Genomic DNA, 21,148 nt, shown 5'->3' on the forward strand with positions numbered 1-21,148 from the left:
TCGTCGCTTGGGAACAGGAGAATATCCCCTACACGATGCGCAAGAAACGCCAAGCCTTCTTCGCTGACAATCAAGCCAAAAAGCAGGAAATTTCTAGCTCCGATTCACGGGGGATTTCGACAGCCTACGATGGACCTCTTCCTGGCCGTTGGGACAGTGAATTATGTCTACAAATTCGTCGTCGCCATCGGGCTGACACCAGCTATCTATCTCGGCCGCTACCTCATCGACCGCTATCTCGGCGATGAGCTGTCCCAGGCACTCGTCGAGCGGGCCGCGCGGGATGCTTAGCCGGGTCTGACCTGATGTTGGGAGTGCGGTTCGCGTCACGCCATGGAATCGCCGTTGCGACTAGACTTCAACGCGAGAAAGACTCGCTCGGGGGTAGCACCATGATTTCAGGAATTGGCCAGGCCGGTGTCGCCGGCATCCAGACTGGCATGGAGGGGCTGCGTCAGAATGCGACGGAGATCGCCAGCGCACGTCGCGAGGATGGCAGCTCGGTCCGCGATATCACCAAGCCGCTGGTGGATCAGAAGGAAAATCTGCGCCAGGTCGAGGCGTCCGCCAAGGTGTTCAAGGCGTCGGATGAGGCGCTCAAGAGCCTGATCGACATCATGGCTTGAGCAGGCGCACTGGCCGTGGTCAGTGCTCACCCCGGCCGCGCACCGCCGTTTTCTGCCGACGAGCACAGAGGCTTGTGCGGCATCCAGTCCAAATGAGCATCCGCCGCCGAGCCAGCCTAAGTCCGACAGGCTCCTAGAGGGCAGAACCTGCCGCCCGGCCGGCCCCACGGCCCGTGCGGTGCCCGCCGCGATCGGTCACTTGCGCGTAGAGGTCCAGCATGCGGTCCGTGAGCACCGGCGCCGACCAGGCGTGGGCGTGCTGCACCGCTTCTCTCGACAGGCGCTCGCGCAGCAGCGGCTCCTTCAGCAGCCTCACCGCCTTGGCGGCGAAGTCCCCCGTGTCCTCTTCGGCGATCAATGAGCCGCGTCCGTCCCCCAAGACCTCTTTGGTTCCCATGACGGCCGTCGAGACGACGGGCACGCCAAGCGCCATGGCCTCGAGCAGCACAAGCCCCTGTGTCTCGGTGCGGGACGCGAAGAGGAAGGCCGCTCCCGCGCAATAGCAGTCCTCCAGACTTCCGTCGCGGTTGAGATAACCAGTGAAGAGGACGTTGTCCGCGAGTCCCAGGCCTTGGACTTGACGCTCCAGGTCCCGCTTCGCCGGACCATCCCCCGCAATGATGAGGAGCACCTCGGGAACCTCGGCCTTGACCTTGACCAACACCCGCAGGATGAAGGCGATGTTCTTCTCGAAGGCAAGCCGGCTCACGATGACGAGCGCGGGGCGATTCGCCGGGATCCCCCAACGCGCGCGAAACCGCTGTCCGTCGCCCTGACTGAATTGCTTCAGCTCGATACCCGTCGGGATGACGGCTCCGGGGGTCTTGACGCCATAGGCATCGAGCACATCCAGCATGGCCTGCGAGGGCACCGCCAGCGCATCGACGGCGTTGCACTGCGCTACCGAGAAGTAGCGTGCCGCGCGTTGCAGCCAACGGCCGGGGACGAAAGGCACGTAGTGCTGGAAATACTCCTCGAAGTAGGTGTGATAGCTCTCGACGACCGGGATTCCGAGACGTTTCGCGAGCCCGAGTCCGGTGTAATGGGCGATGAACGGGGTCTGGATATGCACGAGGTCGAACTGGCGCCGCGCGAGCCTGGGCTCGTGACCGCGAATCTGGCGCCACCGCAGGATGCGATCCTCGGGGTCGATCGGCAGGTAGCGCGACGGGATACGGATGATCTCGAAGGGGTCTCGAGTGTCCTGGCCATAGTCGGGCGCGATCAGCGTGACCTGGTGCCCCTTGAGCAGGAGCTCCCGCGCGAAGGTCTGGATCGACGTCGAGACGCCGGTTACGCGAGGGAAATAGACATCCGAGATCATCAATACGCGCATGATGGCGATCGGCCGAAGGCGGAAAAATCCACTGATGATACCCTTAGCGGCTGCAACATCGCATCCCGTCAGAACTGGAGAAACGAGATGAGTCATCCTGTGCGTCTGTTTCGGCCTCGCGTTTGGAAGGCGCTGGCCCTCATGATGGTGCTCGGACATACAACGGCGTTGGCCGGCGAGCAGACGGCCCCCGCCTTGTGGGGCTATGGCGTCAAGACCTGCTCGGCCTACCTGATGACGCTTCCGCGCGCGGAGACGCCAATGGGGCTCGCGGACGAGGACTACCTCAGACACCGTCAGTGGCTGGCTGGCTTCGTTAGCGGTCTAAACTTCGCGACTGGACGCGACGTCCTGCGCGGCGCCGAGCTGGACGCGGCCATGACGCGCATCGCCGCCATCTGCAAGGACAACCCGGAGGACGACTTCTTCAACGCCAGCTTGCGCCTGGTGCGATCGCTCGGGCAGCTAAAGCCAGACAAGAAATAGCTAAAAAACAGTCTGTTGTTGTGGTTTTGAAAATCCACTTTAAAAAGAGTTTTGTGAGTATTTGTACGTATAGACGAGCCTGAAATAGTTTCAACATCGTCACAGAATGGTCATCTCTTCTTCATAGAATGGGCATCAGCGGGAACGAGAATACAGGCGCTTCGTTCAACGCCCACCTGGAGTTGTTTTGCTTATGAAGAAGACCATGATCGCAGCCGCCGTCGCGCTGTCGGCTGTCGCTGTCTCGACGCAGGCCATGGCTCGGGACAGCATCTACATCGTCGGCTCCTCGACGGTATTTCCTTTCTCCACCGCCGTCGCCGAGACCTTCGGCCGCACCACGGATTTCTCGACCCCGAAGGTCGAGTCCACCGGCTCGGGCGGCGGCATGAAGCTCTTCTGCGCCGGCGTCGGCGTGGATCACCCCGACATCACCAATTCCTCGCGCCGGATGAAGGGCTCCGAGTTCGATGACTGCCAGGAAGCCGGCGTCAAGGAGATCACCGAGGTCAAGATCGGCTTCGACGGTATCTCGATCGCCAACGCCAAGAGCGCCGGTCAGTACGACCTGGGTCTGAAGGACCTCTTCCTGGCCCTGGCCAAGGACATCCCGGACGGCAAGGGCGGCTTCATGCCCAACCCCAACAAGACCTGGCAAGACGTCAACCCCGACTTCCCCGACGCCAAGATCGAGGTGCTGGGACCGCCCCCGACCTCCGGGACCCGTGATGCCTTCGTCGAGCTGGCAATGGAAGGCGGCTGCAACAGCATCCCCGAAATCAAGGCGCTGAAGACGTCCGACAAGGACAAGCACAAGGCGGTCTGCCAGGGCATCCGCGAAGACGGTGCCTATATCGAGGCCGGCGAGAACGACAACCTTATCGTGCAGAAGCTGGCGGCCAACCCCTCCGCCCTCGGCATCTTCGGCTTCAGCTTCCTCGACCAGAACACCGACAAGGTCCAGGGCTCCAAGATCGACGGCGTGGAGCCAACCTACGACTCCATCGCCGACGGGTCCTATCCGATCGCGCGCTCACTCTATTTCTATGTGAAGAACGCGCACGTCGGCACGATTCCCGGCATCAAGGAATACGTGACGGAGTTCACCAGTGACAAGGCGTGCGGGCCCGAGGGCTATCTGGCCGACAAGGGCCTCATCGCGCTCCCGGACGCCGACCGTGAGGCGATGGCCAAGGCTGCGCAGAGTCTGACGCCGATGTCCAAGCCCGAATAAGCGCGGGCCGAAGGACCTCGCGGGGCAGGGAGGCTCCGCCTGTCGTCGATGGCCGCGCCGCGGTCATCGGCATTTGCTCGTTCAACACCAGTGGATCCCCGATGCAAGCCTGGACCCTCATCCTCCTCCTGCTCGTGACCATGGCCGCGGCCTATCATCTCGGCCGCAAGCGCGCCATCACGAGCGCCGGCGGCGTCTCGCAGATCAAGTCGCTGCACTCGCTGCCCGCCTATTACGGGTTCTATGCCGCCTTGTGGGCGGGGATCCCCGCGCTCTTGCTCATGGGGCTCTGGATCGGCTTTCAGGATCAGATCATCACCAGCCTCGTCGCTGCCAGCCTGCCGCCGGAGATGACCGCCGGGCTGTCCGAGGGGCGTGTCGGTCTGATGATCAACGACATCAAGAACCTGGCGACCGGGAACATCGTCAGCGCTGGCGTCACGCCGGAGATTCAGGCCGCGGCGGATCAATACAGCCGACTGCGGAGCCTCTTCACCTGGACCATGTGGCTCGCGGTGGGCGCGCTCGCCGTTGGCGGCCTGTCCTACGCCTGGCTCAAGACCGAGCCCCAGATGCGCGCCCGGAACCGGGTGGAGGGCAGCATCAAGGTCATCATGATCGTCTTCTCCTCGATCGCGATCCTGACCACCCTGGGCATCATCCTCTCGGTCGTCTTCGAGTCCATTCGCTTTTTCGACAGGATCTCGCCACTGGATTTCTTCTTCGGCACCAGCTGGAGCCCGCAGATCGCGCTGCGGGCGGACCAGGTGGGCGCCTCCGGCGAGTTCGGCGCCATCCCGCTGTTTACCGGCACGCTCATGGTCTCGCTCATCGCCATGCTGGTGGCCGTGCCGATCGGGCTGCTCTCGGCCATCTATCTGTCGGAGTACGCCTCGCGCGGTCTGCGTTCCATTGCCAAGCCCGTCATCGAGGTGTTGGCCGGCATTCCGACCGTGGTCTACGGCTTCTTCGCCGCCCTCACCGTCGCGCCCTTCATCCGCGAGCTCGGCGCCACGCTCGGGCTCGAGGTGGCATCGGAGAGCGCACTCGCCGCCGGCCTGGTGATGGGCGTCATGATTATCCCCTTCGTTTCCTCGCTGTCGGACGATGTCATCAATGCGGTGCCTCAATCCCTGCGGGATGGCTCCTACGCCCTGGGTGCGACCCGGTCGGAGACCATTCGCCGTGTCATCGTGCCGGCCGCGCTGCCCGGCATCGTCGGCGGCATCCTGCTGGCGGTCTCACGCGCCATCGGCGAGACCATGATCGTGGTCATGGCGGCTGGTCTGGCCGCCAACCTGACGGCCAACCCCCTGGACAGCGTGACCACCGTCACCGTCCAGATCGTCACCCTGCTGACCGGCGACCAGGAATTCGACAGCGCCAAGACGCTGGCTGCCTTCGCGCTTGGTCTGACCCTCTTCCTCGTCACGCTTACCCTGAACGTGATCGCGCTGACGATCGTGCGCAAGTATCGGGAGCAGTATGAATAGCCAAGCCTCCACGGGTGCCCAGCCGCGCCGCGCCATCGATGTCGTCAACGCCTCGCTGAAGCGCCGCTACGCCAAAGAGCGCCGTTTCCGCCTGCTCGGCGCGACGGCGGTGGCGCTGGGTCTCGCCTTCGTCGTGCTGCTGTTCGCCGACATCATCGGCAAGGGCTATACGGCCTTTCAGCAGACCTACATCCAGATCCCCGTGACCCTGTCGGCCGCGGAGATCGACCCCAAGGGTACCCAGGATCCGGATGCCATCGCGCATGCCAACTACATGGCGCTCATCCGCGAGGGGCTACGCGGCCTCTTTCCCGAGGTGACCCAGCGCAGCGACAAGCGTCGGCTCAATGCCCTGATCAGCGTCGGCGCGCCCCAGTTCGTGCGCGATCGCGTGCTGGCGGATCCAGCGCTGATTGGCACGACGCAAGCGCTGTGGATACTCGCCGACGACGACATCGATATGCTCGTCAAGGGCAATATCGATCGCGCCGCGCCGGAGGACTCGCGCCGGGTGAATGATCAGGTGATCGGCTGGGTGGACCGCCTGGCCGAGCAGGGGCGGGTCCAGAAGCGCTTCAATACCATCTTCTTTACCCACGGGACCTCGCGCGAGCCCGAGCTTGCCGGTATCGCCGGAGCCCTTATGGGGTCCTTCTACACGCTTCTGCTGACCCTGATTCTGTCCTTCCCGATCGGCGTGGGCGCGGCGCTCTACCTGGAGGAGTTCGCGCCCAAGAACCGCTGGACGGATCTCATCGAGGTCAATATCAACAACCTCGCGGCGGTTCCCTCCATCGTCTTCGGTCTGCTGGGTCTGGCGGTCTTCATCGGCTTCTTCGGCGTGCCCAGATCGACGCCGCTGGTGGCCGCCATGGTGCTGACCCTGATGACCTTGCCAACCGTCATCATCTCCAGCCGCGCGGCGCTGAAATCCGTTCCCCCGTCCATCCGCGAGGCGGCGCTCGGCGTCGGTGCCTCGCCCTTGCAGACGCAGTTCCACCATGTGCTGCCCCTGGCGATGCCCGGCATGCTGACGGGCACCATCCTCGGCATGGCACAGGCACTGGGTGAGACGGCGCCACTTCTGATGATCGGCATGATCGCCTTCATCGTCGACGTCCCGGGCGGGTTCACCGATTCCGCGACCGTGCTTCCGGTCCAGATCTTCCTCTGGGCAGACAGCCCGGAGCGCGGATTCGTGGAACGCACATCGGCGGCGATCATGGTCCTGCTGGCCTTCCTCTTCCTCATGAATCTGGCGGCCGTGCTCTTGCGGCGCCGGTTCGAGCGCCGTTGGTAGCGTCATGGGCCGGCTCAGCGAAATTTCGAGGCTTTGAGTTATGAATACCATGGTTGAAGTAATGGACAAGGCGAGCGGTGCGATCAGCTCCGCCGATCTGGCCAATTCGGAACACTCAAGGGTCACGGTCGGGGAGGTGACTGTCGCGGATCCGCGCATGACCTGCCGCGGCGTGGACGTCTGGTACGGCAGCAAGCAGGCCATCAAGGGCGTGACCCTGGACATCGGCAAGAACGAGGTCCTGTCCATGATCGGTCCTTCCGGCTGCGGCAAGTCGACCTTCCTGCGCTGTCTGAATCGCATGAACGACACCATCGACGGCTGCCGCGTCACGGGCGCCATCAGGCTCGACGGCATGGATATCTACGACAAGGGTCTGGATCCCGTCCCCTTGCGCGCCCAGGTCGGCATGGTCTTCCAGAAGCCGAACCCCTTTCCCAAGTCCATCTACGAGAACGTGGCCTATGGTCCGCGCATTCACGGGCTCACCAACAACAAGGCCGAACTCGACGAGCTGGTGGAGACCAGTCTGCGCAAGGCGGGTCTCTGGAACGAGGTCAAGGATCGTCTCGACCAACCGGGGACCGGACTCTCCGGCGGTCAGCAGCAGCGGTTGTGCATTGCGCGCACCATCGCCGTTTCGCCCGAGGTCATCCTCATGGACGAACCCTGCTCGGCCCTTGACCCGATCGCCACCGCCATCGTCGAGGAGCTGATCGACGAGCTGCGCGCCAACTACAGCATTGCGATCGTCACCCACTCCATGCAGCAGGCGGCGCGCGTCTCCCAGCGCACGGCCTACTTCCATCTCGGCGACCTGATCGAGGTCGGCGAGACCAACGAGATCTTCACCAATCCTCAGCACAGGTTGACCGAGGACTACATCACCGGCCGGTTCGGCTGACCTCGCCCAGATGCCAGGTTCAGCGCCTCCGGGGGACCTCACCAAGGGCCACACCGTCCGCCGCTATGACCAGGAACTGGCCAAGCTGCGCGGCATCATCCTCGAGATGGGTGAGCACGTGATCGAGCAGACCCAGGCCGCCGTGGCTGCCCTGGTCGACCGCGAAGAGAGTCAGGCGTTTCGCGTGCTCGACCGCGAGCCCCAGGTCGATTATCTCTCGCTCGACGCGGACGAAGAGGTCTTTCGGGTCATCATCCGGCGCCAGCCGACAGCGGTCGATCTGCGCATCGTGCTGGCGCTCTCAAAGATCGCGGGTGACGTCGAGCGTGCTGGCGACAAGGCCGCGCGGATTGCCCGTCAGGCAATCGACTTGGAGGAACTCGGGAAGGAGAGCACCCACCTTGACGGCGATCTGCAGGCGGCGTTTCGCTGCCTCGACGCCAAGGCCTGTTGCATGTTCGAACGCAGCATCAAGGCGGTTGCCAGCTTCGACGTGGCCGAGGCCGTCACCATCTTCGAAGACGAGCCGGCGCTCTACGAGAGTTCGCACGGCGTGCGCAAACTGCTGAGCGAGCAGGGCCAGGAAGGCCTCATTCCGCGTCAGACCGTCTCCCTGCTCACCAGTGCCCATGCCCTGGAGCGCATCGGCAACCACGCCTCCAACATCGCCGAGCAGGTCATTTACGTCGCCCTAGGCCAGGACATCCGCTACCGCAATCGCGAGATCCTCATCGAGACCCTTCGCCACCGCGGTTTCTGACTTTAGCCCGCGCCCCATTGCCCCTATCTCCTGACTGGTTTTGGCTGACCGCCGGCATGCGCGCGAAATGACAATGCAGGCCAGGCCGCCTCGCCGTTAACCTGAATTCACCCAACGTCTAAGGAGATTATCCATGTCTAACGAGGGCTACCACGAGCCGATCAGCGAACTGTCTGACGAAACCCGCGACATGCACCGCGCCATCGTCTCACTGATGGAAGAGCTGGAGGCCGTCGACTGGTACAACCAGCGCGTCGATGCCTGTAAGGACGACGCACTGAAGGCCATCCTCGCTCACAATCGCGACGAGGAGAAAGAGCATGCCGCCATGGTCCTGGAGTGGATCCGCCGCAAAGACCCGACCTTCGACAAGGAGCTGAAGGACTACCTCTTCACGGAAAAGGACATCGCGCACCACTGATCACGCGCCCGCGCCAGGGACGGCGGCGGGATCAGGCGCTCAACGGATGTGCCTCGGAGTCTTGGCTTCACGCACCCGCAGGCTATGATCGCGTGAAGCGATCGGTCACTTCAGCGCGCTGGACGCCTCCAGCATCGACGCCTCACCCGCCGACATGGCGCGGTGGCCTTGATCGTCACCGAGGGGCTCCGAACGTGCGCTTCTCCCCGCGTGCGGCCGATGCAAGGCCCGCGTTCCAGCATCGCCATTCATCGCTTATCGCCATCCATCGCTTTATCGACCGCATCGACACAGGTGCTCGCTTGACTGCTTGCGACCTTGCTTCTGATCCCGCAGATCGCCACTGCCGAGCTCGAGGCGGATTTGAAACCCTGGATGCGGCCATCTCGGACCAGGATTTCGGTTGTCAGCATTTCATCTCGTCACATCCAGGGGGACGGCGCGACGCACGGGTTTCCGCTTGCGGGATGTTGGCCTGCAGTAGACTGGGCACTTGCTGTCAAAGCCGGCGCCTCGGCGCAGACGCGAGCCATGGGTCAGAGGAGGACAGGCGAGTGACAAGAACGATGAGGCCCAGGTCATCCATCGGCGCGCACACATGAGCCGCCGCTGGATCCACCCCCAGAAGGCCCGTTACTACCGGGTCGAGCTGGTTCAGGATCTGCTTGGCGACTGGACCCTCGTCCTGTGCTGGGGCGGGCTCGGGTCGCGCAGGGGAGGGATGCGCATCCGCGCCGTGGCGAGCGAGGCCGTCGGCCTGGAGCAGATCGAGGCGATTGGAAAAAGGCGCCGCCAGCGGGGCTATGTCGAACTTTCTGGCAGCGCCGCGGATGATGCCGAGATCATCCGCCGCGCCCTCGGCACGTCGGCACCCGTGCGCTCACGTCGAGCCGAGAATCCGCGGCAGGATCCGAGCGAGGAGCTGGATCTTGGCGAATGAGGTCGCCGCTTCCCAGTACGCTGATTTCCGGGAAACAAGAGACCGGCAGTCCCGATCCCGTCGGATGGGCAAGGCACGGGCGATGCGCGTTGTTCGCAGCGCCGAGGCTTGCAGGATAGGCAGGTCCGCCCGGCGCTGAGGTTGAATTTGAGGCCGCGACAGCTCACAACGCTGCGCCGCCCAGCGGCCGTCTTAGGTGCGCGGCGCCGGAACACCGGCCAAGAGGTCGCGCAGCACGTCGTCCGGTCGATAACCCTCGATCTCCAGGTCCGCGGTCAGCTTCAAACGGTGGCGCAGAACGGCTGGCGCCATGGCCTTGACGTCGTCCGGCGTGACGAAGTCGCTGCCGCTTGCCAGCGCATGACCGCGGGCGGCGCGCACCAGGGCCACCGTGGCGCGCGGCCCCGGGCCTGTCTCGATGCCTTGCCAATCCCGCGCCGTGCGCACCACCCGCACGGCGTAGCCAAGGATGCTGTCGTCCATCTGGAGCGTCGCTGTGATGCGCTGGATCGCCTGCAGATCTTCGATGGTCAGCACCTGTTCGATCTGCGAGGTATCCAGCTGATCTCCCACCTTCCCCTGCGTGGCCTGGCGCACCATGGCGATTTCTTCGCGCTCTTCGGGGTAGCTGATGAAGACCTTGAGCAGGAAGCGGTCGAGCTGGGCCTGGGGCAGGGGATAGGTGCCCTCCTGTTCGATGGGGTTCTGGGTCGCGAAGACGAGGAAGGGCGGGGCGAGCGCGAGTGCCTTGCCCTCGATGGTGACTTGCTGCTCCTGCATGGCCTCCAGCATGGCCGACTGGGTCTTGGCCGGTGCGCGATTGATCTCGTCGCCGAGCAGCAGGTTGCAGAAGATGGGGCCGCGCCGGATGCGGAACTCCTCGCTCTTGAGGTCGAACATGGCGTGCCCGGTCACGTCGCTGGGCATGAGATCGGGCGTGAACTGGATCCGCGAGAAGCGCCCGCCGACCGCGGCGGCCAGGGCGCGCACCAAGAGGGTCTTGCCGACACCCGGCAGGCCTTCGAGGAGGACATGACCCGCCGCCGCGAGCGCGACGATCGCCTCGCGGATGACCTGCTCTTGACCTATCAAGGCGCGCGCGACCATGGATTCGAGGGCCGCGAGCCGGGAGGCCGCCTCGCCGATGGCGAGCGGTGCGTCGCCGGTTCCTGTCATCGTCATCCGTTGCTCCGTCGAAGAGGCCCTGCACCTGTGCGATCCAGGGTCGGTTGTGTCCTAGGGTCGAGGCTCGGGCGGCGGGGCGCCGACTGTGCCCCTTCGGGTGCTTCGTCGCAAGCCTTGCAGCAGCGCGGCCTGCTCGACAAAGGCGCGCGCGTCCTCTGGCTGGGCGAAGAGCGAGCGGTAGATGCGCTCGACGGGCTCGCCGGTGAAGGCGGCCAGGGCCTGCGCCTGCGCGTGCCTGTCCGCGCGGGCGATACTCGGGTGACCTTTCAGCCAGCCGCCGAGGATGCGTTCGCGGCTCGATTCGACTAGATGGCCGGTTCCGCCATGGCGCCAGAGGAAGTCGCCGCTCGCGTCCAGATGCTCGATCAGGTTCCGCCTGCTCCGATCAGGCGCGGCGGTCAGGGGGCCGAGCCGTCGGCCAAGTGACCACAGCCAGAACAGGGCCAGGAGTCCGACCGAGGCCAGCGCCTCGGGTGCAATGTCCCAGAGGAGCAGGCCCAGCCATGGCATGTCGCTGTCGTAGAGCAGCCAGACCTTTCCGCCGTCGCCGGGCGCCATCAACTGAGCCGCGAAGTAGGCGTGATCGTGGTCGCCGATGGCCGCATTGGTTAGAAAGGCACTGTCGCTCAGAACCGTCAACCGACCTTGGCCAATGCGCCTCTGGATGACCCTGGCGCGTCCCGCGGCGGTTGCCAGGGTCTCATCGCCCGCGTCTCCTTCCAGGGAAAAACCGGCTTGAAAGGCGACCTTCGCCGGGCGGCGCGCGTCAGGCGCCTGGACGCTCGCCAGGACCTCGTCCCGGTCACCAGCTCCGGCCGCGTCCGAGGGCTCGAATCTGAGTCGCAGGCCCAGATCGGATAGCAAATCCTCGGGGGGTGCCTCCTCGTTCCAGGTCTCCATGGCCTCCACGACCAGGTGGCCGCCTTGCCCCAGCCAGGACATGAGGCGCGAGCGGCGCTCCTCGCTCATGGGGCCGAGTCCCAGAACGACCAGGGTGTCGGTCGCGGGAGGCAGATTCCAGAGGCGGTCGCGGCCGGCGACGCTCTCGACGGGGATATCCAGTCTGGCGAGAAACCGCTCGGTCGCCAAGAGAGGATTCCGGCGTGCCTCGGCCGAGTAGCCCTCGGGGACGCTGATTGTCCGGCGCTCGAAATTGGCGAAGAACCAGCTCAGCATCCCGGTGACCGCAATGAGGACGAGTCCGCCGACGACCAGACTCAATGTGCGTCGCTCCGCGCTCAAGTCGTCACCGTCTCGGCGTCCGCCGTCCAGCGCGACCAGGTGTCGAGCAGTGCCTCAAGCGCCTCGTCCGTCGGGAGCCGGTGGGCGTAGGCGAAACGCTGCCAGGCTCGGGTCACCAGGGCGAAGGGGCCGAGCCTGGCGGGCGAGAGCCGGCGGGAGGCGAGCGCCAGGCACTCGCCCTCGGTCGCGCCATCCGGTATCTCGACCCCCAGCCGGATCAGGTGCGCCAGGCTCGCGCGATAGAGCAGCGAGAGCGCGCCACGCCGATCGCCCTCTGTCAGTCGCGACCTGACCGCTCCCGCGATGTCCTCTGGCAAGCCCGCGTCCGCGATGGACTCCAGCGAGGGTGGCGCCGGCGATCGATCCGGTCGCGCGCGCCGCGCGGTCCAGCCGAATCGGCCGCGGTCTCTCCACACGCGGACGCCGAGCAGGGCGATCGCGACCACGGCCAGCGCGAGCAGCAGCCACTTGAGCGACGTCGCGACGGCGAGGAGGATCGCCTTCACGCCTCTCGGCAGGCTCGCGGGCTCTTCCTCTTGCGCCGGGGTCGAGATGGGTACCCATTCCTGACGCTCCTTGAGGCTCCCGAACGCCGGGTCGGCCAGGATCTCCGCGATCAGCGCTCGCGCCTGATCGGGTTCCGTGCGCGCATCCGCCGTTGCCATCCCGGCGGGGAGCAGGCTGAGACCGAGGACGAGTGTAGCGACCGCCAGGCCAGCGCCGAAGCGCGCGGCGTCATCGCGGCCGCGCGTCGGTGCCCGGTTCGCGCCAGGCGAGGCCGCGCGCGCCTGCTTGAAGGCCAGCTCGAGGTCCCAGGCTTCGAGCTCGGTGCGGCGCGCGAGGTAGAGGGCGAAGCCGGCGCAGACGTAGAAGGGTGCGATGAGCGAGAAGGCGAAGGCGTAGCCGATGACGCTGACCCAATAGGCCCAGGAGGTCTCATCGGTCACGGCGGCGAGGAGATCCAGTCGCGGCACGCCCTGCGGCACCAGGAAGAAGACGCCCAGCAGGATCCCCGCCCAGATCAGGATCTCGAAGTGATAGCAGGTCAGGGTCACCCAGAAGGGCACGCCACTGCCGTTGCTCATGACGTGGCGGCGTTGGCGCAAGGCGGATCCTTGCAGCCCCTCCAGCAGGGTCAGGGGCATGAGGAAGGATCTGCGCATACTGATGCGCCGCCACAGGAGGTGCGGCAACATCCGCCTGGGGAGCCCGTCGCGCAGCAGGGGGCCGAGCGCGCGCCAGCCCAGCCGCTCGCCGAACAGGGCTCGGCTCGCCCAGACGAGCAGCGGCCCCTCGTAGATGGGTTTGAGCCACCAGAGCGCCAGCAGCCAAAGGCCCGGCCTCGGACCGGTCAGGAAGAGACAGAGAACCCCGAGCGGCAGCGCGCTCACCCACCAGAGCAGCCACATCGGCAGGAACCAGGCGCGTGCCAGCGCGAACCCGAGATCCTGCCCTTCCCAGGGGTCGCGCGGGCGCAGGCTCGCGGTGGCGCGGTCAAGCTCCATGCCGGCCTCGGCCCGCCAGCGTGAGATAGAGCGCGACCAGCACCCAGCCGGCCAGGCCCACGCCATATTTCACCGCGCCTGGCGCGGTTCCCGATGACCAGAAGGCCTCGACGATAGCGGCCAGCAGCAGCATGATCCCCGCGCCGCCGACCAGGACGATGGCGTCCCGCGCGTTGGCGCGCAGCGCGGCGAGCCGCGAGCGATTGCCCGGGGCGAGCAGCGCCTTGCCCAGCAGCAGGCCGGCGGCGCCCGAGATGGCGATGGCGGTCAGCTCATAGGGGCCGTGGCCGCTGACGAAGGTCCAGAAGGTCTCGCCGTAGTCGAGCCGGGTCAGATGGCCGGCGGCGGCGCCGATGAAGAGCCCGTTGAAGACCAGGATGACGGCGGTGCCGACGCCGAAGAGCAGACCGCTTGCGAAGCTGCGGAAACCGATGCCGACGTTGTTCATGATGTAGAAGCCGAACATGGCGAAATCGGTGTCCGCCTGCCGCGCCTGGCTGCGGCCCGGCTTGCGGTTCGCGGGATCGTAGAGCTCCTCGAGGTTGGCGATCTCGAGGCTGCTCATGAGGCTGTGAATGACCTCTTCGTCCTGGTGGGCGGCGACGCCCATGCCCAGCATGGGCAGGAAGAGCAGCGCCATCCCCAGCCAGAACGCCCCGGCATGACGGCGCAGGGTGCGCGGGAAGTCGCGGGCCATGAAGCCGAGCGAGGCCTTGAGCAGCCGGGTTCTGCGGCGATAGAGCTGGCGATAGCCACGCCGTGCCAGGTCGTGCAGATCGGCGATGAGTCCCGGGCTGTAGCCACGGCTGCGCGCCAGGGCATAGTGAGCGCAGACGTGCCTGTAGAGCTGCGGAAACGGTCGCGGGTCCGGCACGGGCGCTTGGCGGCCCGTTTTGCCGCCGGCCTCCAGCGCCCTCAGCACACCCCGGTATTGCTCCCAGAGCGCGGCATGGGCGGCCTCGAACTGTTGCTGTTTCATGAGGGCTCGGGTTCGCGTCCGCGCGCCAGCCAGCTCGCCCAGCCTCGCGCCAGATCCACCGCCCGCGCGCCCTGCTCGTGGGTGAGGATTTCGGCCAGCTCGATCCGGCGCGCCTCGGACAGCCGCTCGCCGCGCTCGGCGAAGGAGAGGATGGCTTGCTGCGTCTCGGTGCTCAATCTGTGCGGGGGTGCGATGGGCGTCGCCGAGACGGCGGCGCGCGACGCCGTGCGACGCTCGGCGTGAAGGACCAGCGTCCCCGCCGCCAGGTCGCCGAGCCGGCGGAAATCGCGGTCGATGAGCAGACTGATGAGGCCGATGCCGTAGAGTACCGGCAGGAAATCGACGACACGCAGGAGATTGCGAATCATGGATGCCGGCAGGCCGACCGGCGTGCCGTCGTCATGCGCGACGATCAGTCCCATGGCGCGCTTGCCGGGCGTCGTCCCCTTCCAGACCTCGAAGACGACCGGATAGAACCATTCGAGAAGAAAGAAGGCGAGCAGCATGAGGCCGGCGCCGACGTCGGCGAGCACGATGAGCGGCGTGAGCGCCAGATAGAGTCCGGCGCGGATGACCCCATCCAGCACGAAGGCGAGCGCCCGCGGCACGGGTCCGGCGACCCGCAGCCCCAGGTCGATTCCCTCGGGCGTCTCGTTGAAGCGGATGGTGTCGATGCTGGGCTGCATATCCTGGTCGAGGCGGTGCGCCGATACTGGTCAGGTGTGCGGGCGCTCATGACCGCCCGGCACGGGGCCATCGGTCCGTCGCGCCCGGTCAACGGTAAAGGTCGAGCGGGAAGTATTCCGTGATCAGGATCACCGGACGCCCATCGATGATGATGCGGTAGGTGCGGAAGACGGCCATGGCGCCGTCGGCGGTCCGGTCCACGCCGATGTCCAGCACCTCCCGGTAGCTCTCCAGGCCACTGTCGCGGATGAGCGCCCCGATGCCGATCTCGCGGTCGATGAGCCTCTGTCGGAACTCGGGCGGTATCAACTCGGCGCGGATCAGCGAGAAGGCCTCGGCGAAACTCCTTCCGCTATCCGTGCCGCGCAGGCGTGCGTCGCGGATGAGGCAGAGGTCATCGGCTTCGACCTGAATCCAGGGGACGGGCTCCAGTGCGGCCTCGAAGCGCTGCTCAAGTGTATCCACCGCGACCGGCTCCCAGAAATACGCCTCCAGGATCTTGGTCACTGTGCCGTCCGTGACCAGCAAGGCACGTAGAAAGGGTGGTAGATCGCTCAAGGCGAGCCGCTCGCCGTTGGGCGCGGCGATGTCGCCCTGCCTGACGAAGCCGTCACGGCGAAAGGGGAGCTCTGCGGGCGCCGAGGCGGCGCGGCCATAGTAGCGGTGCATCGCGCGACCTCAGTGCCGCCAGCCGGGCGGGGGAGCGCCAGCCGAAGTGGATGTCTCTGAAGTGGATGTCTCTGAAGTGGATGTCTCTGAAGTGGATGTCTCTGAGATGCGGAAGGCTGCGCGGAGCCGCTCTTGCGTCGCTGTTTCGTGCTCAAGGGGCGCCGAGGACACGCAGGCGCCGAAGGACGGGCGCGTCGCGCTCGCGGCGTCACGCGGAGGATTTGCGTCGATAAGACTTGTTGCGTTACTGCCAAGGATCATGTGGTGGAAATTCCGAGGGCTGGGCCGGTCGCTTGTGAGCGGCATTCAGCAGCGCGTGTCTCGCCCGTCCTGAATCCGCGAAAATGAATCGTGTTTTATTTTTTAACTTTTTGAATAATAGATAAAAAACGCTGTATTGCTCGAAACCGTCCGGCGGGGGAGGGGGTAGGGGGATGCGGTTGAATCCAATCCGCTGTAAGAAATCTACCAATCTGTTCGATTGTGGGCTTGATGTCTAATCGGATTTGCCCCAATCTTAAGTGGGGCCCCCAACCGCCAGGAGTCACCCCGATGCTCTGCAGGGGGCACACCCCGCCCTGCCGCACGTTTACCTCAGCGCCAGCCTGGAAATGGGCTATGGTTGTGACAGGGACGGCGCGCGGCGTGGCTCGGAAAGCATACGCGTATCGTGTTATATACATTGTGCCTGATGGCCAACAATCTGGAGATTCAACCCATGACCAAGATCGTCAAAGTCGCTTCCCTGTCTGCTGCCGCACTTCTGAGCGCCTCCATGCTCGGCGGCTGCACCACCGACCAGACCGCTCGTGATATGGCTCAGCAAGCCATGGACACCGCCAACAGTGCCCAGGCCTGCTGCAACTCCAACACCGAGCGCTTGGATCGTATGTATCAGAAGATCATGGGCAAGTAAGACGCACTGCCCGATTTGCTCCGGCGTCCCACAACCTGTGGGATGCCGGTGTCTTCCGCCACCGCCTTCTCGACCAAGGCCCAATCGATCGTCACGTCCTCTGCATTCGCGATCGACTCGGGAATCACCGATCTCGCACTCTTAAGCTCGCTCTTCTCGCCTGTCTGTACCTCAAGATAGAGGTCGTCTCCGCGCCAACCGACCTTATACGGCTGGTCGATGATGGCGACCGGCGTCTCGATGCTGACCGTCGGATACAGCTCCTCCACCCCTTCGGGATACATGCGGATGCAGCCGCCGCTCACCTCCATGCCGATGCCCCAGGGCATGCTGGTGCCGTGGATGAGGTAGTCCGGATTGCTCAGGCGCATCGCATAGCGCCCGAGCGGGTTGTCCGGGCCTGGCGGAACCGTCGCTGGCAGGATGTCGCCGCGCGCCGCATGGGAGGCACGCACATTGGGTCCGGGCGTCCAGACCGGATTCTCCCGCTTCTGGATGACTTTGAAGGTGCCGAGCGGTGTGCCCATGGCGTCCTTGCCGACGCTGATGGTGTAGATGCGCACCTCGTTCGGGCTGTCGGGCGGGTAGTAATAGAGCCGCTTCTCGGCGCGGTTGATCACGATCCCCTCGCGCGCCACATTGGGCAGCACGAAGATGCTTGGGACCATGACCTCCGTCCCCTCGCCAGGCACCCACATGTCGACCTTGGGGTTGGCTTGACGCATGTCTGCGTAGCCCAGATTGTTCTGCCGGGCGATATCCAGCAGCGTATCCTTGGCCCGTGCCGTGAGATAGAAGGGAACGCCGACGACGGAGTCATTGGGGTTGTCCAGTCGGAACGTCTCGGCGCGAGCGCCTTGTCCGGCCCCCAAGCCAAGCAGGGATACACCGATCAAGGTCGCGAGCCATGCCCGCCCCTGTCTGCCAACATCCGGTCCACTCGTAACACGCTTCATACTCTTCCTCTTCATACTCTTAGTCTGGTTGAGATTCGATGAAAAAACCGTCCCGATTGTCGCATGTTCGCAATATCGGGGTCGCCGCTCATGTGGATGCGGGCAAGACCACGCTGACCGAGCGCATCCTCTTCTACACCGGCGCCTCCTACAAGATCGGCGAGGTGCATGACGGCGCGGCCCACATGGACTACATGGCCGAAGAGCAGCAGCACGGCATCACCATCACCGCCGCCGTCACCAAGGCCCCGTGGCGAGAGCATCTGCTGCAGCTGATCGACACGCCCGGACACGTCGACTTCTCCATCGAGGTCGAGCGCGCCATGCGCGTCCTCGACGGTTGTGTCCTCGTGCTCGACGGTGTGCGCGGCGTCGAACCCCAAACCGAGACGGTGTGGCGTCAACGTTCCCACTTCAAGCTGCCCGCGCTCTTCTTCGTCAACAAGATGGACCGCCCCGGCGCGGACTTTCGGCGCAGTCTGGATGCCATCCGTGAACGCCTCCAGGCGGAGCCGGTCCCGATCACCGTCCCCTTTCCGGAGGAGGCGTGCGTGGTCCATTTGATCGACCGAACCCGGATTCGGTTCCATGGCGATCAGGGCGATCAGGTGGTGATCGACCCCTGTCCCCCCGAGCTGTGGGAGCGTTGCGCGGACCTGCGCGAGTCCCTTGCGCTGACGGCCGCCGAGGTGGACGAGGCACTGGCCGACATCGTCCTGGCGGGCGAGGAGCCGGACGCCCCGAGTCTGCGTGCCGCCATCCGCAAAGGCACGCTGGCCGGCGCCCTCTTTCCCTGTCTCGGTGGCAGTGCGCTGCGCAATCTCGGCGTACAGCCGGTGCTCGATGCGGTCGTGGACTTCCTCCCGGCCCCGCTGGACAGGCCCCCGTCGCTGGCGAGGACGCCCGACGGCAGTGAGGAAGCCGTGGTCATGGGCGCAGAGGGTTCCTTGGCGGCGCTGGCGTTCAAGGTCCAGCTCTGGGATGGGCGGCGTCACGTCTTCGCCCGGATCTACCGAGGTGCGCTCAAGCCCGGCGACAGCCTGGCATTCCTCGGCGGCGATGGGAAGGTCCGGTCCGAGCATCTCGCGCGCATCTTCGATGTCGACGCGGGAAAGAAGACCAAGCTGGACGAGGCCCTAGCGGGGCAGATCGTGCTCTTGGCCGGGCTCAGGTTCGCCTCCACCGGCGACACCCTCTGCGCGCCCGGCCATCTGCTGAGCCTCGAGCGTATCGTCACCCATGCGCCCGTGCTGGGTCTCGCCATCGAGCCGGCCGCTGGGACCGAGGAAGACAAGCTGATCGAGGTCCTGGGGAAGGTTCAGCAGGAAGACCCAACCCTTTTGGTCGAGGAAGACCCGGAGACCGGGCAGCGGCTGCTGCGCGGGATGGGCGAGCTGCACCTGCAGATCGTCATCGAGCGGCTCGCACGCGAGTTCGGCGTCTCCGTCCGGACCGGGCGCCCGGCGGTCGCCATGCGCGAGACCATCTGCCAGGCGGCGAGCGCTGACGCCCTCTTTGCGCCACCGCCGACGCCGGATCCGCGTCAGCCCGACCTCATGGCGCGCGCGGTCGTCACCGTTCGGCCGCTGGCGCGCGGGGAGGGCGAGCAGATCGAGGTCCGGCCGCGGGTGCTTCCGGAGGGTAGCGCGCTCAGTCCGGGCCAGGTCCTCGCGATCGAACAGGCCATCGGCGGCGCCCTCATGTCGGGCCCGCGCTCGGGCTCGCAACTGCAGGATCTTCGTGTCGAGGTCGTCGAAGTCGAACTCTTTGGTCAGGGCTCGCCCCCCGACGCCTTGGCCGCCGCAACCGCCAAGGCTCTGCGGAAGGCGATCGACGCGGCGCAGCCCGCGCTCATGCAGCCCATCATGCGGCTGGAGGTCGTGGTCCCGGAGTTCAGTCTCGGCGCCGTGCTGGGCGATCTGCAGGCCAGGCGCGCATTGATCCAGGATACATCCGCCCAGGGCGATCTGGCGGTGATCGCGGCGGAGGCCGCCCTGGAGCGGCTATTGGGCTACACCACCGATCTGCGCAGCCTGACGCAAGGCCGGGGGCAGTTCAGCATGACGCTCGATCGCTTCGATCTCTGCTGAAGCGGGTCGGCAAGGTGCGCCCGGGCAGCGCCGCCGTCATGACTCGCGGGTGTCGAGGGTACCGTGCTCGATTGGATCCTGGATGGCGATCACGCGATTGCGGCCTTCGTCCTTCGCGCGATAGAGGGCGATGTCCGCTCGCTCGATCAGCGCCTCGGCGGTCTCCTGCGACCTCGCCTTGACGGCGCCGATGGAGACGGTGATCGCGCCGATGATGTCCTTGGTGCTCTTGCGCTTGATCCGGATGGCCGCGACCTTGTGGCGGATCTGCTCGGCGACTCCCGCCGCGACGCTCAGCTCATCATTGACGATGACAGCGAACTCCTCGCCACCGTAGCGGGCGACGAAGATGGCATCGCTCTGGAAGTCCGCCAGCAGAGCGCCGACGATCTCCAGGATGCGATCTCCCATGAGATGCCCATAGGTATCGTTGCACTGTTTGAAGTTGTCGAGATCGAGCAACAAGAGGCTGGTCGGCTCGTCGGTGGAGTTGAGCGCCTGATGCAAGGCGTCATTGAAGGCCCGGCGATTGGCGATCTTGGTCAGGCTGTCCATGCGCGCGTTTTGCTGACTCTGCTCCAGCTCCTTTCTGAGCTTCGCCATCTCCGCGCTCGCGGCCTCCAGCTCGCCGCGAAACTGCCGGTTGAGGGTTTCGAGCGTGGCCGTGTCCTCGATCAACTTGCTGAGACAGGCCCGGATTTGGTCCTGGTCGACCGGCTCCTCGAAGACGTCCATCGCGTCCTTCAGCGTGACCTCGAAGTCCTCGGTGCCCCGCATGTTCTTGGTGACCGACTTCGCCAGCTGGGCGAGGAGACCGACGAGCAGGTTCTGCGCCTGCAGGCTGTTCGGCAGATAGGTCTTGACGAAATACTCGAAGAACAGGGACTCGCTCACATCCGGATCGTAGCTGCCGGCGCTCGGGAAGCGTTCGAGCAGCACCTGGCTGAGCTCGGGGCTGGCGTTTTGGACGTGCGCGTACCAGAGGGCGTAGTTGTAGGGCGTGGGTGGAATCTGGCGTTGCACCATCAAGGGCACCGCCATACGCAGGTAATCGGAAGACGTGCTCAAGTTCTCTCTGAACACCATTCCTTTGACGGTCATGGACGATTTCTCACCGTAACGGAGCCATGCTAGGGGCCCGGAGGCCTCTGATTGCCGAACGCGGATGATTGCCTGGCAGGGATTCGCGCCTAACCCATCATATGCCATGACGCGCGTGCGTGTGAGACCTGGCCGACCGCCCAGCTCCGATTTTGTGAGCGAGATCTCCCGAGTGACGCCGAGACGCGGCGGTGATGCCCGAACGCGGGCGCTTCAGACTGTCGGCCGTGCTCCGCCAGGGCGGCGTCGCGGCGCCTAGCCAAGCATGTGTGTGCCGGTGCTGACGACCTCGCACCTTACGGATGCGCGCCCGCGGGA

Annotated in this window: 22 protein-coding genes; 12 read left to right on the forward strand and 10 right to left on the reverse strand. The window is 65.3% G+C overall.

Annotated features, from left to right (window positions below; translation table 11 throughout):
• The first annotated feature begins 129 nt into the window (after positions 1-129).
• Together CKO23_RS13530 and CKO23_RS13535 are read left to right on the forward strand one after the other, a co-directional pair.
• Positions 130-291, forward strand: a complete 162-nt coding sequence (locus tag CKO23_RS13530) for a hypothetical protein (protein ID WP_242482429.1) — start codon at positions 130-132, stop codon at positions 289-291.
• A 101-nt stretch (positions 292-392) separates the two neighbouring features.
• Positions 393-626 (forward strand): hypothetical protein, encoded by a 234-nt coding sequence (locus CKO23_RS13535; RefSeq protein ID WP_200332000.1) that lies wholly within the window; start codon positions 393-395, stop codon positions 624-626.
• 133 nt (positions 627-759) lie between these two features.
• Here the strand turns inward: CKO23_RS13535 and CKO23_RS13540 are convergent, their stop codons facing one another.
• Positions 760-1,962 (reverse strand): glycosyltransferase, encoded by a 1,203-nt coding sequence (locus CKO23_RS13540; RefSeq protein ID WP_200332002.1) that lies wholly within the window; start codon positions 1,960-1,962, stop codon positions 760-762.
• A gap of 87 nt (positions 1,963-2,049) precedes the next feature.
• Here CKO23_RS13540 and CKO23_RS13545 point away from each other — a divergent pair, with 87 nt between their 5' ends.
• From CKO23_RS13545 to CKO23_RS13575, 7 genes are all read left to right on the forward strand, one after another.
• Positions 2,050-2,448, forward strand: coding sequence for a hypothetical protein (locus tag CKO23_RS13545; protein ID WP_200332004.1), 399 nt, complete (start codon positions 2,050-2,052; stop codon positions 2,446-2,448).
• 193 nt (positions 2,449-2,641) lie between these two features.
• Complete coding sequence (locus CKO23_RS13550; protein WP_200332006.1) at positions 2,642-3,682, forward strand: substrate-binding domain-containing protein; 1,041 nt, start codon at positions 2,642-2,644, stop codon at positions 3,680-3,682.
• Positions 3,683-3,783: 101 nt separating this feature from the next.
• Positions 3,784-5,175, forward strand: a complete 1,392-nt coding sequence (gene pstC / locus CKO23_RS13555) for a phosphate ABC transporter permease subunit PstC (RefSeq protein ID WP_200332008.1) — start codon at positions 3,784-3,786, stop codon at positions 5,173-5,175.
• Positions 5,168-6,475 (forward strand): phosphate ABC transporter permease PstA, encoded by a 1,308-nt coding sequence (gene pstA, locus CKO23_RS13560; protein WP_200332010.1) that lies wholly within the window; start codon positions 5,168-5,170, stop codon positions 6,473-6,475. Before pstC ends, pstA begins: the two co-directional genes overlap by 8 nt.
• Positions 6,476-6,515: 40 nt before the next feature.
• Complete coding sequence (gene pstB / locus CKO23_RS13565; protein WP_200332012.1) at positions 6,516-7,379, forward strand: phosphate ABC transporter ATP-binding protein PstB; 864 nt, start codon at positions 6,516-6,518, stop codon at positions 7,377-7,379.
• Between the two features lie 10 nt (positions 7,380-7,389).
• Complete coding sequence (phoU, locus tag CKO23_RS13570; RefSeq protein WP_200332014.1) at positions 7,390-8,139, forward strand: phosphate signaling complex protein PhoU; 750 nt, start codon at positions 7,390-7,392, stop codon at positions 8,137-8,139.
• Between the two features lie 133 nt (positions 8,140-8,272).
• Positions 8,273-8,560, forward strand: a complete 288-nt coding sequence (locus CKO23_RS13575) for an encapsulin-associated ferritin-like protein (RefSeq protein ID WP_200332016.1) — start codon at positions 8,273-8,275, stop codon at positions 8,558-8,560.
• Between the two features lie 248 nt (positions 8,561-8,808).
• On the opposite strand, the gene CKO23_RS25300 is transcribed toward CKO23_RS13575, so the two are convergent.
• The gene (locus CKO23_RS25300) at positions 8,809-8,973 is read right to left on the reverse strand and encodes a hypothetical protein (RefSeq protein ID WP_207168543.1); all 165 of its coding nucleotides are present in this window, start codon (positions 8,971-8,973) and stop codon (positions 8,809-8,811) included.
• A 185-nt stretch (positions 8,974-9,158) separates the two neighbouring features.
• On the opposite strand from CKO23_RS25300, the gene CKO23_RS26570 reads away from it, so the two are divergent.
• On the forward strand, positions 9,159-9,500 hold the full coding sequence (locus CKO23_RS26570) for a WGR domain-containing protein (RefSeq protein WP_200332018.1): 342 nt from the start codon (positions 9,159-9,161) through the stop codon (positions 9,498-9,500).
• 192 nt (positions 9,501-9,692) lie between these two features.
• Here the strand turns inward: CKO23_RS26570 and CKO23_RS13585 are convergent, their stop codons facing one another.
• From CKO23_RS13585 to CKO23_RS13610, 6 genes are all read right to left on the reverse strand, one after another.
• Complete coding sequence (locus CKO23_RS13585) at positions 9,693-10,682, reverse strand: AAA family ATPase (RefSeq protein ID WP_242482430.1); 990 nt, start codon at positions 10,680-10,682, stop codon at positions 9,693-9,695.
• Positions 10,683-10,736: 54 nt separating this feature from the next.
• Entirely contained in the window at positions 10,737-11,906 is a 1,170-nt protein-coding gene (locus CKO23_RS13590; RefSeq protein WP_200332020.1) for a DUF4350 domain-containing protein, read from the reverse strand.
• Between the two features lie 17 nt (positions 11,907-11,923).
• Entirely contained in the window at positions 11,924-13,432 is a 1,509-nt protein-coding gene (locus CKO23_RS13595) for a DUF4129 domain-containing protein (RefSeq protein ID WP_200332022.1), read from the reverse strand.
• Entirely contained in the window at positions 13,422-14,411 is a 990-nt protein-coding gene (locus CKO23_RS13600) for a stage II sporulation protein M (RefSeq protein ID WP_200332024.1), read from the reverse strand. Before CKO23_RS13600 ends, CKO23_RS13595 begins: the two co-directional genes overlap by 11 nt.
• Positions 14,408-15,097, reverse strand: a complete 690-nt coding sequence (locus tag CKO23_RS13605) for an RDD family protein (RefSeq protein ID WP_200332026.1) — start codon at positions 15,095-15,097, stop codon at positions 14,408-14,410. Before CKO23_RS13605 ends, CKO23_RS13600 begins: the two co-directional genes overlap by 4 nt.
• Before the next feature lie 88 nt (positions 15,098-15,185).
• Positions 15,186-15,767: a chorismate--pyruvate lyase family protein gene (locus CKO23_RS13610; RefSeq protein ID WP_200332028.1), complete on the reverse strand. Its 582-nt coding sequence runs from the start codon at positions 15,765-15,767 to the stop codon at positions 15,186-15,188.
• A 718-nt stretch (positions 15,768-16,485) separates the two neighbouring features.
• On the opposite strand from CKO23_RS13610, the gene CKO23_RS13615 reads away from it, so the two are divergent.
• Positions 16,486-16,683 carry an alanine-zipper protein gene (locus CKO23_RS13615; RefSeq protein ID WP_200332030.1) on the forward strand — a complete coding sequence of 66 codons (198 nt, stop codon included), beginning with the start codon at positions 16,486-16,488 and terminating at the stop codon, positions 16,681-16,683.
• On the opposite strand, the gene CKO23_RS13620 is transcribed toward CKO23_RS13615, so the two are convergent.
• Positions 16,662-17,639 (reverse strand): L,D-transpeptidase family protein, encoded by a 978-nt coding sequence (locus tag CKO23_RS13620; protein WP_200332032.1) that lies wholly within the window; start codon positions 17,637-17,639, stop codon positions 16,662-16,664. The two genes, CKO23_RS13615 and CKO23_RS13620, sit on opposite strands and share 22 nt — an antisense overlap.
• A gap of 38 nt (positions 17,640-17,677) precedes the next feature.
• Here CKO23_RS13620 and CKO23_RS13625 point away from each other — a divergent pair, with 38 nt between their 5' ends.
• Positions 17,678-19,729, forward strand: coding sequence for an elongation factor G (locus tag CKO23_RS13625; protein ID WP_200332034.1), 2,052 nt, complete (start codon positions 17,678-17,680; stop codon positions 19,727-19,729).
• 36 nt (positions 19,730-19,765) lie between these two features.
• Here CKO23_RS13625 and CKO23_RS13630 read toward each other — a convergent pair whose 3' ends face one another.
• Positions 19,766-20,830, reverse strand: coding sequence for a GGDEF domain-containing protein (locus tag CKO23_RS13630; protein ID WP_200332036.1), 1,065 nt, complete (start codon positions 20,828-20,830; stop codon positions 19,766-19,768).
• Positions 20,831-21,148: the final 318 nt, after the last annotated feature.

The organism is Thiocystis violacea, assembly GCF_016583565.1.
GTDB lineage: Bacteria > Pseudomonadota > Gammaproteobacteria > Chromatiales > Chromatiaceae > Thiorhodococcus > Thiorhodococcus violaceus_A.

Excerpts from the sequence above, each read along its gene's own strand:
- CKO23_RS13530 (WP_242482429.1), top strand. The coding sequence starts at position 130 with ATGGACCTCTTCCTGGCCGTTGGGACAGTGAATTATGTCTACAAATTC.
- CKO23_RS13535 (WP_200332000.1), top strand. The coding sequence starts at position 393 with ATGATTTCAGGAATTGGCCAGGCCGGTGTCGCCGGCATCCAGACTGGC.
- CKO23_RS13540 (WP_200332002.1), bottom strand. The coding sequence starts at position 1,962 with ATGCGCGTATTGATGATCTCGGATGTCTATTTCCCTCGCGTAACCGGC.
- CKO23_RS13545 (WP_200332004.1), top strand. The coding sequence starts at position 2,050 with ATGAGTCATCCTGTGCGTCTGTTTCGGCCTCGCGTTTGGAAGGCGCTG.
- CKO23_RS13550 (WP_200332006.1), top strand. The coding sequence starts at position 2,642 with ATGAAGAAGACCATGATCGCAGCCGCCGTCGCGCTGTCGGCTGTCGCT.
- pstC (WP_200332008.1), top strand. The coding sequence starts at position 3,784 with ATGCAAGCCTGGACCCTCATCCTCCTCCTGCTCGTGACCATGGCCGCG.
- pstA (WP_200332010.1), top strand. The coding sequence starts at position 5,168 with ATGAATAGCCAAGCCTCCACGGGTGCCCAGCCGCGCCGCGCCATCGAT.
- pstB (WP_200332012.1), top strand. The coding sequence starts at position 6,516 with ATGAATACCATGGTTGAAGTAATGGACAAGGCGAGCGGTGCGATCAGC.
- phoU (WP_200332014.1), top strand. The coding sequence starts at position 7,390 with ATGCCAGGTTCAGCGCCTCCGGGGGACCTCACCAAGGGCCACACCGTC.
- CKO23_RS13575 (WP_200332016.1), top strand. The coding sequence starts at position 8,273 with ATGTCTAACGAGGGCTACCACGAGCCGATCAGCGAACTGTCTGACGAA.
- CKO23_RS25300 (WP_207168543.1), bottom strand. The coding sequence starts at position 8,973 with ATGCTGACAACCGAAATCCTGGTCCGAGATGGCCGCATCCAGGGTTTC.
- CKO23_RS26570 (WP_200332018.1), top strand. The coding sequence starts at position 9,159 with ATGAGCCGCCGCTGGATCCACCCCCAGAAGGCCCGTTACTACCGGGTC.
- CKO23_RS13585 (WP_242482430.1), bottom strand. The coding sequence starts at position 10,682 with ATGACGATGACAGGAACCGGCGACGCACCGCTCGCCATCGGCGAGGCG.
- CKO23_RS13595 (WP_200332022.1), bottom strand. The coding sequence starts at position 13,432 with ATGGAGCTTGACCGCGCCACCGCGAGCCTGCGCCCGCGCGACCCCTGG.
- CKO23_RS13600 (WP_200332024.1), bottom strand. The coding sequence starts at position 14,411 with ATGAAACAGCAACAGTTCGAGGCCGCCCATGCCGCGCTCTGGGAGCAA.
- CKO23_RS13605 (WP_200332026.1), bottom strand. The coding sequence starts at position 15,097 with ATGCAGCCCAGCATCGACACCATCCGCTTCAACGAGACGCCCGAGGGA.
- CKO23_RS13610 (WP_200332028.1), bottom strand. The coding sequence starts at position 15,767 with ATGCACCGCTACTATGGCCGCGCCGCCTCGGCGCCCGCAGAGCTCCCC.
- CKO23_RS13615 (WP_200332030.1), top strand. The coding sequence starts at position 16,486 with ATGACCAAGATCGTCAAAGTCGCTTCCCTGTCTGCTGCCGCACTTCTG.
- CKO23_RS13620 (WP_200332032.1), bottom strand. The coding sequence starts at position 17,639 with ATGAAGCGTGTTACGAGTGGACCGGATGTTGGCAGACAGGGGCGGGCA.
- CKO23_RS13625 (WP_200332034.1), top strand. The coding sequence starts at position 17,678 with ATGAAAAAACCGTCCCGATTGTCGCATGTTCGCAATATCGGGGTCGCC.
- CKO23_RS13630 (WP_200332036.1), bottom strand. The coding sequence starts at position 20,830 with ATGACCGTCAAAGGAATGGTGTTCAGAGAGAACTTGAGCACGTCTTCC.